Annotated in this window: 14 protein-coding genes, 1 tRNA gene and 1 pseudogene; 10 read left to right on the plus strand and 6 right to left on the minus strand. The window is 53.2% G+C overall.

What is annotated here, in order from left to right:
• Positions 1 to 47: 47 nt before the first annotated feature.
• From PCA10_RS31025 to PCA10_RS21870, 8 genes and pseudogenes are all read left to right on the plus strand, one after another.
• Positions 48 to 267: pseudogene (locus tag PCA10_RS31025) on the plus strand (type II toxin-antitoxin system RelE/ParE family toxin); the annotation flags it as partial.
• 199 nt (positions 268 to 466) lie between these two features.
• On the plus strand, positions 467 to 673 hold the full coding sequence (locus PCA10_RS21835; RefSeq protein ID WP_016494259.1) for a carbon storage regulator: 207 nt from the start codon (positions 467 to 469) through the stop codon (positions 671 to 673).
• Between the two features lie 86 nt (positions 674 to 759).
• Positions 760 to 1,038: a hypothetical protein gene (locus PCA10_RS21840; RefSeq protein ID WP_016494260.1), complete on the plus strand. Its 279-nt coding sequence runs from the start codon at positions 760 to 762 to the stop codon at positions 1,036 to 1,038.
• Positions 1,039 to 1,482: 444 nt separating this feature from the next.
• Positions 1,483 to 1,716: a helix-turn-helix domain-containing protein gene (locus tag PCA10_RS21845; protein ID WP_016494261.1), complete on the plus strand. Its 234-nt coding sequence runs from the start codon at positions 1,483 to 1,485 to the stop codon at positions 1,714 to 1,716.
• Entirely contained in the window at positions 1,713 to 2,975 is a 1,263-nt protein-coding gene (locus tag PCA10_RS21850) for a HipA domain-containing protein (protein WP_016494262.1), read from the plus strand. The genes PCA10_RS21845 and PCA10_RS21850 overlap by 4 nt, the downstream gene beginning before the upstream one ends.
• Before the next feature lie 327 nt (positions 2,976 to 3,302).
• On the plus strand, positions 3,303 to 4,766 hold the full coding sequence (locus tag PCA10_RS29835) for a tyrosine-type recombinase/integrase (protein WP_016494263.1): 1,464 nt from the start codon (positions 3,303 to 3,305) through the stop codon (positions 4,764 to 4,766).
• Positions 4,767 to 5,153: 387 nt separating this feature from the next.
• A complete protein-coding gene (locus tag PCA10_RS21860; protein ID WP_144276996.1) occupies positions 5,154 to 6,659 on the plus strand; it encodes a coiled-coil domain-containing protein in 1,506 nt (501 codons plus the stop codon).
• Between the two features lie 40 nt (positions 6,660 to 6,699).
• Positions 6,700 to 7,850 (plus strand): IS3 family transposase gene (locus tag PCA10_RS21870; RefSeq protein WP_144276949.1). Its coding sequence is split into 2 segments (ribosomal slippage): positions 6,700 to 6,937 and positions 6,937 to 7,850, totalling 1,152 coding nucleotides; the frame shifts between segments, so codons are not numbered across the junction.
• A gap of 15 nt (positions 7,851 to 7,865) precedes the next feature.
• Here the strand turns inward: PCA10_RS21870 and PCA10_RS21875 are convergent.
• Positions 7,866 to 8,162, minus strand: coding sequence for a type II secretion system protein (locus PCA10_RS21875; RefSeq protein WP_016494265.1), 297 nt, complete (start codon positions 8,160 to 8,162; stop codon positions 7,866 to 7,868).
• Between the two features lie 345 nt (positions 8,163 to 8,507).
• Here PCA10_RS21875 and PCA10_RS29840 point away from each other — a divergent pair, with 345 nt between their 5' ends.
• The gene (locus tag PCA10_RS29840; RefSeq protein WP_016494266.1) at positions 8,508 to 9,422 is read left to right on the plus strand and encodes a replication initiation protein; all 915 of its coding nucleotides are present in this window, start codon (positions 8,508 to 8,510) and stop codon (positions 9,420 to 9,422) included.
• A 377-nt stretch (positions 9,423 to 9,799) separates the two neighbouring features.
• Here PCA10_RS29840 and PCA10_RS30470 read toward each other — a convergent pair whose 3' ends face one another.
• The 5 genes from PCA10_RS30470 to dapA form a co-directional block, all read right to left on the minus strand.
• Positions 9,800 to 10,258 (minus strand): hypothetical protein, encoded by a 459-nt coding sequence (locus tag PCA10_RS30470; protein ID WP_016494268.1) that lies wholly within the window; start codon positions 10,256 to 10,258, stop codon positions 9,800 to 9,802.
• Positions 10,259 to 10,595: 337 nt separating this feature from the next.
• A tRNA-Ser gene (locus PCA10_RS21880) sits at positions 10,596 to 10,685 on the minus strand.
• A gap of 160 nt (positions 10,686 to 10,845) precedes the next feature.
• Positions 10,846 to 11,715: a phosphoribosylaminoimidazolesuccinocarboxamide synthase gene (locus tag PCA10_RS21885; protein ID WP_016494269.1), complete on the minus strand. Its 870-nt coding sequence runs from the start codon at positions 11,713 to 11,715 to the stop codon at positions 10,846 to 10,848.
• Between the two features lie 89 nt (positions 11,716 to 11,804).
• A complete protein-coding gene (bamC, locus tag PCA10_RS21890; protein ID WP_016494270.1) occupies positions 11,805 to 12,926 on the minus strand; it encodes an outer membrane protein assembly factor BamC in 1,122 nt (373 codons plus the stop codon).
• A gap of 18 nt (positions 12,927 to 12,944) precedes the next feature.
• Positions 12,945 to 13,823 (minus strand): 4-hydroxy-tetrahydrodipicolinate synthase, encoded by an 879-nt coding sequence (gene dapA / locus PCA10_RS21895; RefSeq protein WP_016494271.1) that lies wholly within the window; start codon positions 13,821 to 13,823, stop codon positions 12,945 to 12,947.
• A gap of 178 nt (positions 13,824 to 14,001) precedes the next feature.
• Here dapA and PCA10_RS21900 point away from each other — a divergent pair, with 178 nt between their 5' ends.
• Complete coding sequence (locus PCA10_RS21900) at positions 14,002 to 14,559, plus strand: glycine cleavage system transcriptional repressor (RefSeq protein ID WP_016494272.1); 558 nt, start codon at positions 14,002 to 14,004, stop codon at positions 14,557 to 14,559.
• The last annotated feature ends 13 nt before the right edge of the window (positions 14,560 to 14,572 follow it).

Here is a 14,572-nt window from a genome sequence, read left to right on the forward strand (position 1 = left end):
GCTACTAATGCAAAAGAGCCCTTTCTGGGCTACAGGACAACGTCTACCTGAGGGAAGAAGCCGAGCAGGCTGCGCTCGGCTTTATCGATGCCCTGGAGCGGGCCTACAAGCACATCAGCCGGCACCCCGAATCAGGTTCATCGCGATACGCCCCATGCGCTCGATCTGCCGGGATTGCGCTCCTGGACGCTGAAGCGCTATCCCTACCTGGTCTTCCATATCGAGCGTGAAGATCGCACTGATGTTTGGCGGGTGCTGCATGGGATGAGGGCGTACAAGCGTGGATACAACAGAGCGGCGAAAGATAATCCATCCCCTTTCTCCGTACCTTTTTCTATTGATCTCGAGAAACTCGTTTCTATCCCATGCCGCCTCGACCAAAACCAGACATGTCTGATTTTTCATCCCTATTCGAACGTCGCACTCTTGCTGTGGTTATCCCTCCAAACCAGAGAGAAAGAGCCCTATGCAAATCCACGAAGGTGAGTGCCGAGTAGGCGATGTTTTGTCGCTGAACATCCTGGAAGGCAAGGCAAGTAACGAGCTGATGCATCTGCTCCTGACTCATGGGATCGAGATCGAGGTCGTATCGATTCTGGGCGACACCGTGAAGCTGGTTGTGCGTGCACCGCAGAAAATGCTGATTGTTGAAGAGTTGGCTGCTCTGCCTTGAAGCGGTTGGAGCGGTAGGTATTCAGTCTGTCTTGGCCCGCAGGGTGAACCGGCGGACCGCTGGCTGCTTGAGCAGGAGTGGACGGCATGAAGGCTGAAACCCAGGGCCCCGCCCCGCAGAATGCCGCTCGGACGCTGTCGTTCCTGGGGCAGACGGTGCTTGCGGAACTGGTCTGGGACGACGTGCCACGGTCGTTGTGGCGCTGCTATCACATCATGGGCGTGGTGGTGCCGCTGGAGGGCATCTACGAGGCTGGGCACTTCCTGGTGATGGATGCGCTGGAGGGCGGGCGCTTTCCAGAGGAGCTGTTCTGGGTAGATATCCACAGCATCACGACGCTGGAACGGCGCACGCTGGAGGATTGAGCATCCGGCCGGCTGGCAGGCACCTGCGGCAGGTTGCAGGCCCCAAAAAGCACAAAGCCCCTGGCTCCGGGGAGCCAGGGGCTTTGCTATGTATGACGGGAAGAAAAGGATTTGAACTATCCCGGTGACTGGTTCAGCACGTTGCAGCCCAGCTCAATCCAGGGTTTCCAGCCATGCGCCCGTGTCGATCTTCGACAGTTTGTGCCGTGTGATTTCGACAGTTCTTCGACACGCTTTCCGCCTGTTAGGGCTAGGCAAAAATCGAAATCATAGCTTCTATTCTGTCTGCCCCCCCCTGCTCAACATCAAAATAGAAACCATAGTTTCGCTTTCAACAAAAAAGCAGATCTATCCGTTAGAACTGAAACCATAGTTTCGATTTGGCTTGACTGCGCCTTGCCCCCTCCTACAATCGAAACCATAGCTTCGAAATGGACCATCCAAATGGATCAGCACTCGTATGTCCCCGTTCGCACACCGGAAGATCTTGGAAAGGTCGTTCGCGAGGCACGGAAGAAACAGCACATTCGCCAGGAAGACATGGCCATGCTGATTGGCAAGAGCCACGTGCATCTGCGCGATATCGAAAAGGGCAAGCCAACAGTCTCCCTGGGGAGTGTTCTGCAATTGCTCGATGAGTTGGGTATCAGGGTCTATCTGGACGCACCGAAGCCATGAGGCAGCTGGAAGTCAGCATCAACAACGAGCATGTCGGCAGCCTGATCGACCAGAACGGTGCATGGGCGCTCGAGTATTCAGCTGACTGGCTGAATAACCCCCGATCATTCGACCTCTCCCCTACCCTTCCCCGCTCTGCCGGGCGGGTCGTGGATGGCTCTACGGAACGCCCCGTTCAGTGGTTCTTCGACAATCTGCTGCCGGAAGAGCAGGCCCGCCAGCTGCTGGCCAGCGACGCGAAAATCGAGTTTGCGGATGCCTTTGGCCTCCTGGGCTACTACGGCGCGGAATCGGCGGGAGCCATCACGCTTCTGCCTGGGGCTGAACCGCTACCCGATGGTGGACTCCAGCCGCTCCCAGACGACGTGCTCAGCCAGCGAATCAGGAACCTCCCCCGGGTATCGCTGACCACCGGAGCCCCCAAGCGAATGTCGCTGGCAGGCGCCCAGCACAAGTTGCCTGTCGTGGTCCTGGACGGCGTGTTGTACGAGCCAATCGGCAGCCGCCCCTCAACTCACATCCTCAAGCCGAACCACCCGGAAACAGACCAGTACGACAACAGCGTGGCCAATGAATGGTTCGTCATGTCTGTCGCACGAATGGCCAGGCTGAACACTGCCCCCGTTGCTATTCACCGCGTTCCAGAGCCGGCTTACCTAATTGAGCGCTTTGACCGGCAAGTCGTCGATGGCCAATTGAAACGGCTGCATGTCCTGGACGGCTGCCAGTTACTGGGCCTGGATCGACAGTTCAAATACCAACAGGCCTCGATGAGGACGCTTCAGTACATCGTCAGTCTCTGTCGCCGGAAAGCCGAAGCACGAATCCAGCTATTCAATTGGCTGGTGTTCAACATCCTGGTCGGCAACAACGACGCCCATCTGAAGAACCTCTCCTTTTACGTCACATCGGACGGCGTTGACCTTGCACCTCATTACGACCTGCTCTGCACAGCGATCTATTCCGGAAGCACGGAATCGGCCCCCTGGCTGGATGCAGAGCTGGTATGGAAGGTGGAAGGCATGCGAACACACGCCGAAGTGACCAGGGAGCATGTGCTCTTCATGGGCAGCCACCTCGGGCTATCGAATCGGATTGCCGCCAAGCTGATGGATGAGCTTGTGAAGGCAACCCTGGAAGCTGCCGAACAACTCCTGGAAGGCCGCCCGGAGCCCTTCCTTGCCGGTGAGAGATACCTGCTGCGTCGCATCGTTCATGGCGTCATGCGAGACATGGCTGCAAAGCTGCGTACGCCCTGACGGGAACACCAAGGCAGGAAGGCCAAGCCCGTTACACCCGGACTCTGGCCTGCCTGGGTGAAGCGACTGGGCAAGCCGCACTGGGCTTTCTCGGCACTCTTGAGCGGGCCTAAAAGCAAAAACCCCCGAAACTCTAAGAGCTTCAGGGGTTTAGGCTTTTGAATATGGCGGGAAGATAGGGACTTTCCGAAAAACAGGCTACAGCCCAGTAAAATCAAGCATTACAGGTACTTACAGATCGTTTTGCTACAAATTTTTGCTACAAAACCACAGAAAAAACGACTAGCCTGTCACCCTAAAGAACATGTTCTTTATGGGTGAACAGAAATGGCTAGCGACAACCTCGTCTTACGTTCGGGCACTTGGCACGCCCGCCTAGCGATTCCACAGGACGCCAGACCTGCACTCAATCGACGAGAGTTCACCGCTTCGCTCAAGACAGGCTCCAAGACCGAAGCCCAGCGGCTAAAAATCCCCTACCTACAGGAATGGCAATCAATGATTGCCAAAGCTCGCAGCGCAGCGAAGATCGACCCCGAAGACGCCCGCATTGAAGCAAAGCGAATGGCAGAGCGTGCCCAAGCATTCTTTGCAGATATGGCACAGGCAACCGTAATGGAACGCCCTATCGCTTCATTGAATACCGATTTTGCGGCAGATTTTTTGAAACTCGACCAAAACCATAGCCAAGAAAAATGGGAGCGAATTTTGCGCCATTTTGAGATTGGCGAAAAAGTTGACGTTTTGGCACTCAATCAAGACTTTCAAAATCTTATCCAAGAGAACATGGAGCGGCAGAGTAATACTCTGCCCCTTAAAGAAGAAGAAAAAGAAGATATCCGCAAAATTCTCAAAGACCCTAGCCACTACCGGGCTAAATCCCCCATAACGACCGCCAGAATCAACACATTCAAGACATATCAAGAGAACGTCAAAGGCATAGTTCAAAAGACCGTAGACACTCAAGTAGCCCGTTTGGAAAATCTCAAGAAATGGCTTGAAGATAACCGCCGAGATCTCACCCACGAAAGCATTACGGCCTACATGGATACGCTCAACGTCAGCGAGAAAACCAAAAAGCAATTTTTGTTTGCAGGTTCCAGCTTTTGGAAATGGGCACTTCGCTACGATGAGAACTTCAAGAAACTACACCGTGACCAGCAGTCCCCATTCCAGAACCACGACTTTCCCACAAACCGAAGCAAGAAATCCGCAAACTCTACAGAGCGGAAATCATTCAGCACGGAAGACGTAGCAAGGCTATACAACACAGCCAAAGGGCTTAAAAACCGTGAAACCCTTTCCGACCTAATTCTATTAGGTGCCTACACAGGCGCACGAATCGAAGAACTATGCCGCTTGAAAACAAGCGACATAATCAACGATGAGGGCATTAAGTGCTTTTCAATCAAAGACGCCAAGACCGCAGCAGGCGAACGAAACATCCCCATCCACCCAGACCTATTACATGTAATAGACCGTCTAGCGGAGAAATCCGAAGACGGCTATCTCATAAAGTCTACTTCAGGCAACAAGTATGGGAACCGCTCGGATGCGCTCAGCAAACAGTTTGGACGGTTAAAAACCGAGATCGGTTATAACTCTCAATTCGTTTTTCACAGCCTACGCAAGACAGTAATTACTCAATTGCAACGTGCAGATATACCCGGAATCTTGATTGCCGCAGTTGTAGGACATGAAACCGGAACAATTACTTTTGACGTATACAGTTCAGGCCCTAGCCCCAGCCAAAAACTCAATGCAATATCCAAACTAAAATACCCAATCTAACCAGCCTACTCGGAAAGCGTTACTCATTAAAAAATTAGGGCGTTACACATAAAAGAACGCCCTTAAATCCCGCCTCCCGCTTTAAAGCAGACCGTACCCAGCACCTCACATGTGCGCCCGCCATAGCAAGCTATATATAGAGCACTTATAAAAGACAGCCTATACAGCAGGCTTGTATAAGCCCCCTTATACACGCACATACGCAACACAAGAAAACCAATCAAAATAGTGATCATTTTTTGATCAAATTAAAATTTATGGTAAATTATTTATATAAGGTATGAAAACCGAGAGTTTTTAGACCTTTATCAACCCTTTGGTTTTAACTTCACACTTTTGCTGCGCAAAAGGTGAGAAGTTAAAACGTCGGGCCAAGGGTTCCACCCTTTGGAATCCCAAAAGCAAAATGCAGAAGCCATCTCGCTGGATAAATGGAGGGAAAAACAACTAAAAAATGAGGTAAAAATGACTGGTCAAATTAAAGAAACATCAATGCTATATAAGAGACTAAATTTTTCAGTTTCAACACTCCGAAAACTGAACAAGTCTCTTAAGCACTCTTTGCGAATCCCAAGCAAGGAGATAAAAAAACTTCAATGGGACGAAGCACTATCACACAAAAACGTTTTTATAGTAAATGGAAAACAAGTAGCAATGAATCCGCAGGACGGCATGTCTTACATTAAAGAGACACTAAAACCGTTCTATGCAATAAGTCGATCCAAGGAGAAAAGGCAGGAGGACATAGAAACCAAAGGTAAATATAAGTACAAAATCAAGAAGATAATCAAGGAAGAAGCCGGGAATCCGGTTGCTGATTACCTAGAAGATCTAATCGAAAGAAACGACCACATAGACCCCCTTCAAGTCGCAGAAGACTTCAACGGTTTTGACCTGAGCAGAAAGGCTCAGAAGCTCAAAAGCGTGCAGAATTACATAGACCTACACAATGGAATCATCCAGATAGAAAAACCGCTGGATGGAAGAAAAACGGTTATTCAAGAAGCCTTCTTCAAGTTCCCGATGCACAACCAAGTAGATTTGTCAGCAGACTTCTACATAAGCGGTATTCAAGACTTTTACTCCAAGTATTTTCCAGACTATAAAGTCCTACTAACCGTTTACCACGGCGACGAACTAGAGGCTAAAGGGAACAAGAAGGTTGGCGACCACCCTCATATCTTTATCGACTGTAAAAACCAAAGGACAGGCGAATATGACCTCACAGAGCATCAAGCCTTGCTTGCCAACAAGGTCATTGAGTCAATTGACTTCTTCAAAGAATACAATCCAGTCAATACAAAAAGCCAGACCTACGAAGAAAGCCAGATTATAGGTGAAGCATTACAAGAACTGTTCTACCAACACATAAACGATAAGTTTAAAAATGAGAATATCCCTATTGTCGCTAGCAGAGTGGAAACCACGCAAGAAAGCCTTGAACTAAGAAAAAAACTCAGACTTGAGAGCAAAAAAGCCAAGGAAGACCGTGCATTCAATCTCTACACCCTAAGAGAGGAACAGCTAGCAGAAACCACGAAAAAGCTGGAAAACACTCAGCAGGAAGTAAAACAGGCGGTAGTCCAGAAGAGCAAACTAGAGCAAATGATAGATAGAAAAAATTCTCAAATACTCGAACAGACGGAGAAATTAGAGCAAATTGAAAAAACGTCAAAAAACAGGATTGACTTGCTATCAAATGAATACGACGAGCAGAAAAGAAAACTCGACAACATTATTGCTCAAGAGAAAATAGCCAAGGAAACCGTTAGGGTCCTTGAAAAGAAAAAGACTGAACTAGAAAAGACAATCACAGCAGAACTAGAGAAGCACAACAAGGCTATAAAAGCCCTAAACGCTCAGATTGTAAATGAATCGCCCCTAGTTTCGTAGACACCTCCAAGCCTCATAATGAGGCCCATTAGGAGGTGCCATGAGCAACCAGCGTTACCCCGAAGAATTCAAAATCGAAGCGGTCAAACAAGTGACCGAGCGCGGCCTCCCCGTAGCCGAGGTGGCAGCGCGGTTAGGCATGTCGGTGCATAGCCTGTATGCCTGGATCAAGCGCTACGGCAAGCCCCAGGCGCAGCGGCAGCAAGACGACGATCAGCAGGCCGAACTGCGTCGTCTGCGCGCCGAACTCAAGCGAGTGACCGAAGAGCGAGACATCCTAAAAAAGGCCGCCGCGTACTTTGCCAAGGAGTCCGGCTGAAGTACGCCTTCATCAGCAAGCTGTCGGTGGAGTACCCGGTTCGACGTCTCTGCCAGACCCTGAAAGTGCATCCCAGCGGTTACTACGCCTGGCTGACCGAGCCGAAATCCGTACGCGCCAAGGAAGATCAGCGCCTACTCGGGTTGATCAAACATGCCTGGCTGGAAAGCGGTGGGGTCTACGGCTATCGCAAGATTCACGACGACCTGCGTGAGCTGGGGGAGTCCTGTGGCCGGCACCGCGTGGCTCGCCTGATGCGAGGAGAAGGGCTGCGCTCACAGACCGGCTATCGGCGGCGCCCCGGCTATTACGGCGGCCGGCCAACGGTGGCTTCGCCCAATCGCCTGGAGCGGCAATTCAACGTTAGTGAACCGAACAAGGTCTGGGTCACCGACATCACCTACATCCGCACCTATGAAGGCTGGCTGTATTTGGCGGTGGTGCTGGATCTGTTTTCACGCCAGGTGATCGGCTGGTCGATGAAGCCACGGATGTGCAGCGACCTGGCTATCGATGCCCTGTTGATGGCGGTGTGGCGGCGCAAGCCCAAGCAGGAAGTGATGATCCACTCCGACCAGGGCAGCCAGTTCAGCAGCTCGGACTGGCAGAGCTTCCTCAAGGCCAACAACCTGATCAGCAGCATGAGTCGACGCGGTAACTGCCACGACAACGCGGTGGCGGAAAGCTTTTTCCAGTTGCTGAAGCGGGAACGCATCCGACGAAAAACCTACGGCACCCGCGAAGAAGCCCGGAGTGATGTGTTCGATTACATCGAGATGTTTTATAACCCCAAACGCCGGCACAGCAGCGCTATGCAGCTATCGCCAGTGGAGTTTGAAAAGCGTTATTTCCAGAGCTTGGAGAGTGTCTAGGAAAGCCGGGGCGATTCACCCACCCCAAGAATTATAAACCTTATCACCAACGATCTTCATCTTCTTCGGGAATATCCCCGACTCAATCGCCAGCGGATTTTCTAGCTCATCCGTAGTCTCATCACTAAACAAATCTAGGACCTGAGAGTATACAAAGGATATATTCTCTGACTCATTTTTCACATTCAATCTATCTTTAACAGTCCCATACAAAGTCAAAGCAATTGCCACAATGCCGAGCAAAATACCTACAACAACCAATGACTCAATCAAAGTTAAACCGGCACTTTTTCTAATTCCATCCTTTAACATACATTCCTTTTTATTGTTTACTTAATATCAATATACCTCATAAATTAAAGAATGGAAGAGCAAAAAAAGACCAGCATTTGCTGGCCTTCTTTCAAGAAACACACAATTGAGGATTGTGCTACTTACAAATTAACCTATAAACAATTTAAGTCAATAGCACATTGACAAAATTATATAATATGAGATTTTGAATAGAGTAGAAAGAGAAAACCACCTTGGGGAAGGTGGCTAGATTAGAACACAACGAACATAAACTTAACAATATTCATTTAATCATCAAATAAATCATTGTCAAGTCACTTCCTAGGTTGTCTCTTTCTGAACATTAATCAGAAGAGGAATACAATGGAATGCTTAGACTTATTTAACGAGAAATTACCAGCAAGACCGTATCACGCTGACCACTTATCAAACGGCTTAAAAATAAACAAAAAAGAAAAAGCCGCACTTGCTCGCCACATTCAACCGAATGGCCCAACCCATAAGCTATGGCTTGTCTATGACGTAGACCGTCGAGACGCTGGCTTACATTGGGAGCAGGTAGGGGCACCACCACCTAATCTAATCGCTCGAAATCCGGCCAATGGGCACGCTCATTTGCTCTACGGCTTACATACCCCTATCAGAACCGCAATCGACGGCAAAACAGCCCCTTTACGCTACGCAGGGGCTATCGACAACGCTATGCGTGATCTTCTAAACGCTGACATAGGCTATTCAGGGCTTATCTGTAAAAACCCACTCAATCCACATTGGATCGTCAAACAGTGGGAGCCAGAACTTTACACCCTAGACGGCCTAGCCGATTACCTGGACCTATCCCCTTACCAGAACAAGCGCAAGCCCCTTCCCGACTATGGCTTAGGTAGGAACTGCACACTATTCGAGAAACTAAGGGCTTGGGCATATAAGGCAATTCGTCAGGGCTGGCCTGACTATGAACAATGGCTAAACGCTTGCGTGGATAGAGCCACAGGCTACAACAGCCAATTTTCTACTCCACTGGATAGTGCAGAAGTCAAACACACAGCCAAGAGCGTAGCCAAGTGGACGTTTAGAAACTTCAACCGTGGAACCTTTGAAAACTATATCGCAAAGACACATACAAGCGATATACAGGCTTTGAGAGGCAAGCAGAAAGGCAGAACAAAAAGAGAGGAAGGAATTATTTTGCTTAAATCTGGCGCTAGCATTCAAGAAGTAATGCAACTGCTAAAAGTCAGTAGAGCAACAGCCTACAACTGGAAATCCAATACATAGCATTATAATTTGTCTAAAAGCCTATATCAGATAATAGCACCCGGACAGGATGTTGCGGCTTGACCCTGAACACACTAGTTATTGAGAAAGAAATTTACCCCAGGCTTCACGACTGGCAGAGTTATGCTTGCGCATACTTTGGTAATACATAGCCAAGGCTGTACTTTCTGTAGTTCGCTTAGGTGGAAAAACTTGGAAAGTTGAGATTAAGCAGAGCATATCAACCGCACTTAGAGTTTTATAGAAATTTAATGGACTTCCAAAATCCTTATCAGTATAAGTACCATGAGTAACACCATTTCTATTTGTGTTGTCTGCCAATGGATAAGAATAAGAATCACTGTAAAAACAAGTTTTCAAGAAAGTCTGAAATGAATTCAGCATTGATTCAACTTCAGCGTAATCACCAATTTTTCTCTCATTAACTTCACAATTGCAAACGAGACAAGTTTCTCGAAACGCCTAACTATTCCATTTCCACGTCTACTTCCAAGCCCTCTCTGCTCATAAAGCGATCTCCCCACCCCCTCTACAACAGGCATAAGACCTGCAACCGCAACATGTCCAAGACCTAAAAAGTGAGCTTCAATAGACTCGGCTATGGACGTTTGATATTCGGAAACTATTGGTACATGAGGATATCGTTCTAAGACCATAGCAGCCAAATGACTTGGACTATATACAGCCGAAAGGATCTCCCCAACGATTTCATCGCTGGGGTTTTCAACCTCTACTAACTCCTTACAGATATCTCTAATAACTCCGAAATTAGAATAGACAGGAATTATAAGACCGTGCTTACCAAAAACCTCCTCGTAAAACCCTAAACTTCCCATATTTATCCTTGATAGATTCCCGTTGGATCTAATCTTACAGATTTTTAGGCACCCAAAGCCACGGATGGAAACCCTCCGCACCTTCGGCTACCTCTCCCCAACAAACGAACGTATAGACGCATCACAGCCCTATAGGAGGCGTGGAAATCAAAACGGCAGGGCAAACCAAGGGGAAGCCTAGAAACGGCTTAGAAGGGCTAAGCGTGGCAAATCGCAGACAAAGAAAAACGGCGATTCGTAGGTCAGGCTTGCGCTACAAAAAACGCTACAAACCGTTGCTACAAATCGCCGTTTCGGCTACCTCATAAACCGTTGATTTATAAGGCTTTTTACGATATGGCGGGAAGATAGGGATTTGAACCCTAGGTGCCATTGCTGACACAACGGATTTCGAATCCGTCCCGTTCGGCCACTCCGGCATCTTCCCGAACGGCGCGCATGATATCAGCTCATGGGCCTTTGGCGAAGCCCAATCGGGCGATTTTTTCGCGTGGTTTCAGATGGTTGCATGTGCCAGGGAGCGCTGCGCGATCCTTGGCGAATGAATTCGCCCCTACAGAGGAGGGGCGAATGGGGGTGGGACGTGATCAGGACGTCAGCTTGGTCAGGGCTTCGCGGTACTTGTCGGCGGTTTTCTGCGCGACGTCGGCGGGCACGGCCGGGGCCGGGGGTTCCTTGTTCCAGCCGGTGGATTCGAGCCAGTCGCGGACGAACTGCTTGTCGAAGCTCGGCGGGTTCTTGCCTTCGACGTAGCTTTCCACCGGCCAGAAACGGCTGGAGTCGGGGGTCAGCACTTCGTCCATCAGGGTCAGGGTGCCGTCTTCGTCGATGCCGAACTCGAACTTGGTGTCGGCGATGATGATGCCGCGGGTGGCGGCGTATTCGACGGCGGCGCTGTACAGGGCGATGGCGGTATCACGGACCTTGGCGGCCAGTTCCTTGCCGATGATGGCTTCGCACTGCTCGAAGGAGATGTTCTCGTCGTGGTCGCCGACGGCGGCCTTGGTCGAGGGGGTGAAGATGGGCTGCGGCAGCTTGGAGGCTTCCTTCAGGCCGGCCGGCAGCTGGATGCCGCAGACGGTGCCGGTCTTCTGGTATTCCTTCCAGCCGGAACCAACGATGTAGCCGCGCACGATGGCTTCGACGGCCACCGGCTTGAGGCGCTTGGCGACCACGGCGCGGCCTTCCACCAGGGGCAGCTCGGCGGCCGGCACCACGTCTTCCACCTTGTCGCCGGTGAAGTGGTTGGGTACTACGTCGGCCAGCTTGTCGAACCAGAAGTTGGAGATGGCGGTGAGAATCTTGCCTTTCTCGGGAATCGGCTGCTCGAGGATCACGTCAAACGCGGAAAGGCGATCAGTGGCGACCATCAGCATGCGCTTGGCGTCGATTTCGTAGAGGTCGCGGACCTTTCCCGAGTAGATCTTCTTCAGGCTGAGTGTGGTGGGTGTGCTCATGTCGTTTTCCGCCTTTATCAAACGAAACAGGCGAAACCCGAGGGTTTCGCCTTGTTGTTTCCACGAATCGCCGCGAGACGGCGTTACGCTTAGCCGAGGTTTTCCTGGATCAGGGTCAGCACGCGGCGCGCCACATCGGCGGGAGCCACGGTGTTGAGGTCCTTCTCCACGGTCACCTGCACGCTTTCACCGACGCGGGTCAGGCGTACCTGGAAGCGTTCGGCGCGGGCCTCGATTTCTTCCTCGCTGGGGGCGCTGCCCCACAGGCTGGCGAAGAAACCAGGCTTCTTGTCTTCCTTCACCGCGCCTTCGGCGAGGTTGATGTAGTAGACGCCCAGGCTGCGGTTGATGTCGTCGACGCGAACATCGCCGGCTTCCAGGGCGCGGCCGACGCTGGACCAGGAGCGGTCGAAGTCGGCGCCGAGGCTGAGCATGGGGTTGCCGTTGCCGTCCTCGGACAGGGTCACGCGGTTCGGGGCATCGAAGTCGCGGGCGGCGAGCAGGGATACGGAACCACCCTGCTCGGAGCTGCGCGCCATGCCGGCGAGCATTTCGTCGAGCAGTGCGGCTTCCATTTCCGGGTTGTCGGAACGGCTCGGCCAGCCGATATCGGCGGTGCTGCCAGCCGGACGGCTGGTGGTCAGGACGAAGATTTCGCTGGTGTTGCGCTGCACGCCCGGCTCGATGCGCACGCGGGCGCGGACTTCGCTGTCCGGCTCGACGCCACTGACACGGGTACCCAGGCGACGGGCCAGGGGGCCGGAAAGCTGGTCGAGGCGCTGCCAGTCGGTGCTGAATTCACCGGTCTGCGGACGCTCGTTGGCGATGCGGAAGCCGCCGTCCTCGAAGAACTGACGGGCCACCGGCCAGACTTCTGCCGGCTGACGCTGGGCGACCACCCAACGGGTGTCGCCGCTCTTCTGCAGGCTGAAGTCGCTGGCCTCGGCCGTGGCTTGCAGGGCCTGCGGACGGGGTACTTCGAATTCGCCCTCGGCACGGCTGTCGGCCACGTTCATCGGCACGGGCAGCAGTGGGTCGAGGCGCTTGGCGTTGTGTACGTCGGTGGGCACCTGCATGGGCGCGGTCTGACGCGCTTCCAGGTAGTCGCTACCACGGTCGCGGAAGTAGCCATCTTGGCCCCAGAGCCAGCCGCAACCGCTGGTGCTGGAAATGATCAGGGCGAGTGCGGAGAGTCCGGCCAGTCGCTTCATGCGGAATGTTTCCTTGGATTAGGCAAGAATGCCGGATTGGCGCATGGCTTGGCGCAGAGGTTCGTGGCAACGCGGACTGAGCCAGGTCAGCGGCAGGCGGATGCCATCGGGAATCAGACCCATCTCGTGCAGGGCGAACTTCACCGGAATCGGGTTGGACTCGATGAACAGCGCCTTGTGCAGCGGCATCAGCTTGTCGTTGATGGCGCGGGCGGCGACGGCGTCGCCCTTCATGGCGGCTGCGCAGAGATCGGCCATGGCGCGCGGGGCGACGTTGGCGGTCACGGAGATATTGCCCTTGCCGCCCATCAGCATCAGCTCGACGGCGGTGGCGTCATCGCCGGAGTAGACGAGGAAGTCCTTGCTCACGCGATCCAGTACTTCCTGGCCGCGCTGCAGGTCGCCGGTGGCTTCCTTGATACCGATGATGTTGCTGATCTTGGACAGGCGCTCGACGGTTTCCGGGAGCATGTCGCAGACGGTGCGGCCCGGTACGTTGTAGAGGATCTGCGGAATGGCGACCGACTCGGCGATGTGGCGGAAGTGCTGGTACAGGCCTTCCTGGGTCGGCTTGTTGTAGTAGGGGGTCACCAGCAGGCAGGCGTCGGCGCCGACGTTCTTGGCGGCGGCGGTGAGCTCGACCGATTCGCGCGTGGAGTTGCCACCGGTACCGGCGATGACCGGTATGCGGCCATTGACCTGCGCGACCACCCGGCGGATCACCTCGACGTGCTCGGTGACGTCAAGCGTGGCGGATTCGCCCGTGGTGCCGACGGCAACTATGGCGTTGGTGCCCTCTTGAAGATGGAAGTCAACGAGCTTGGCCAGGCTGTCCCAGTCCAATTGACCCTGCGCATCCATGGGCGTAACCAGTGCCACCATACTGCCCGCAATCATGCAACCGCTCCTGCCGGAAAAAGAGAGCCGTAATGGTACTGTCGGCTCAGGCCTTGCACAAGGTGAACGCAAGCGCCGTCAGGCGGTTACGGCATTTCCCTCGGCGGCGCTTTTCGCTAACCTTCCCGGTTTGAACAGCGCGGCCCGCGCCGCCCTTCCCTCGCTTTAGGAATGCTGCATGTCCACCACCCCGCCCCGCGAACAATTCCTCCTGATCAGCGCCATGGGCCGTAACCCTACGGAACTGACCAACGTGCTGTGCCGCGCCAGCCAGGAGAACCGCTGCGCCGTGGTCAGCAGCCGCCTGACCCGCCACGGCGAGTTCTGCGCCCTGGTACTGCAGATTTCCGGCAGCTGGGACGGTCTCGCGCGCCTGGAAGCCGGGCTGTCGGCGCTGTCCAAGCGTCATGGCTTCACCGCCAACGTGACCCGCAGCAGCGCCCAGGAGGTTCGCCCCCAGGCCCTGCCCTACGTGGCCTACGTCAGCGCGGCCTACCGTCCGGACATCCTCAACGAGCTGTGCCAGTTCTTCCTCGACCACCACGTGGAGCTGGAAAGCCTGACCTGCGACACCTACCAGGCGCCGCAGACCGGCGGCACCATGCTCAACGCCACCATCACCGTGACCCTGCCCGCCGGCACCCAGATCAGCTGGCTGCGCGACCAGTTCCTGGACTTCGCCGACGCACTGAACCTGGATGCGCTGATCGAGCCCTGGCGCCCGCAACACCCCTGAGGAGCCGAGAGAC

Source organism: Pseudomonas resinovorans NBRC 106553 (assembly GCF_000412695.1).
Taxonomy (GTDB): domain Bacteria; phylum Pseudomonadota; class Gammaproteobacteria; order Pseudomonadales; family Pseudomonadaceae; genus Metapseudomonas; species Metapseudomonas resinovorans_A.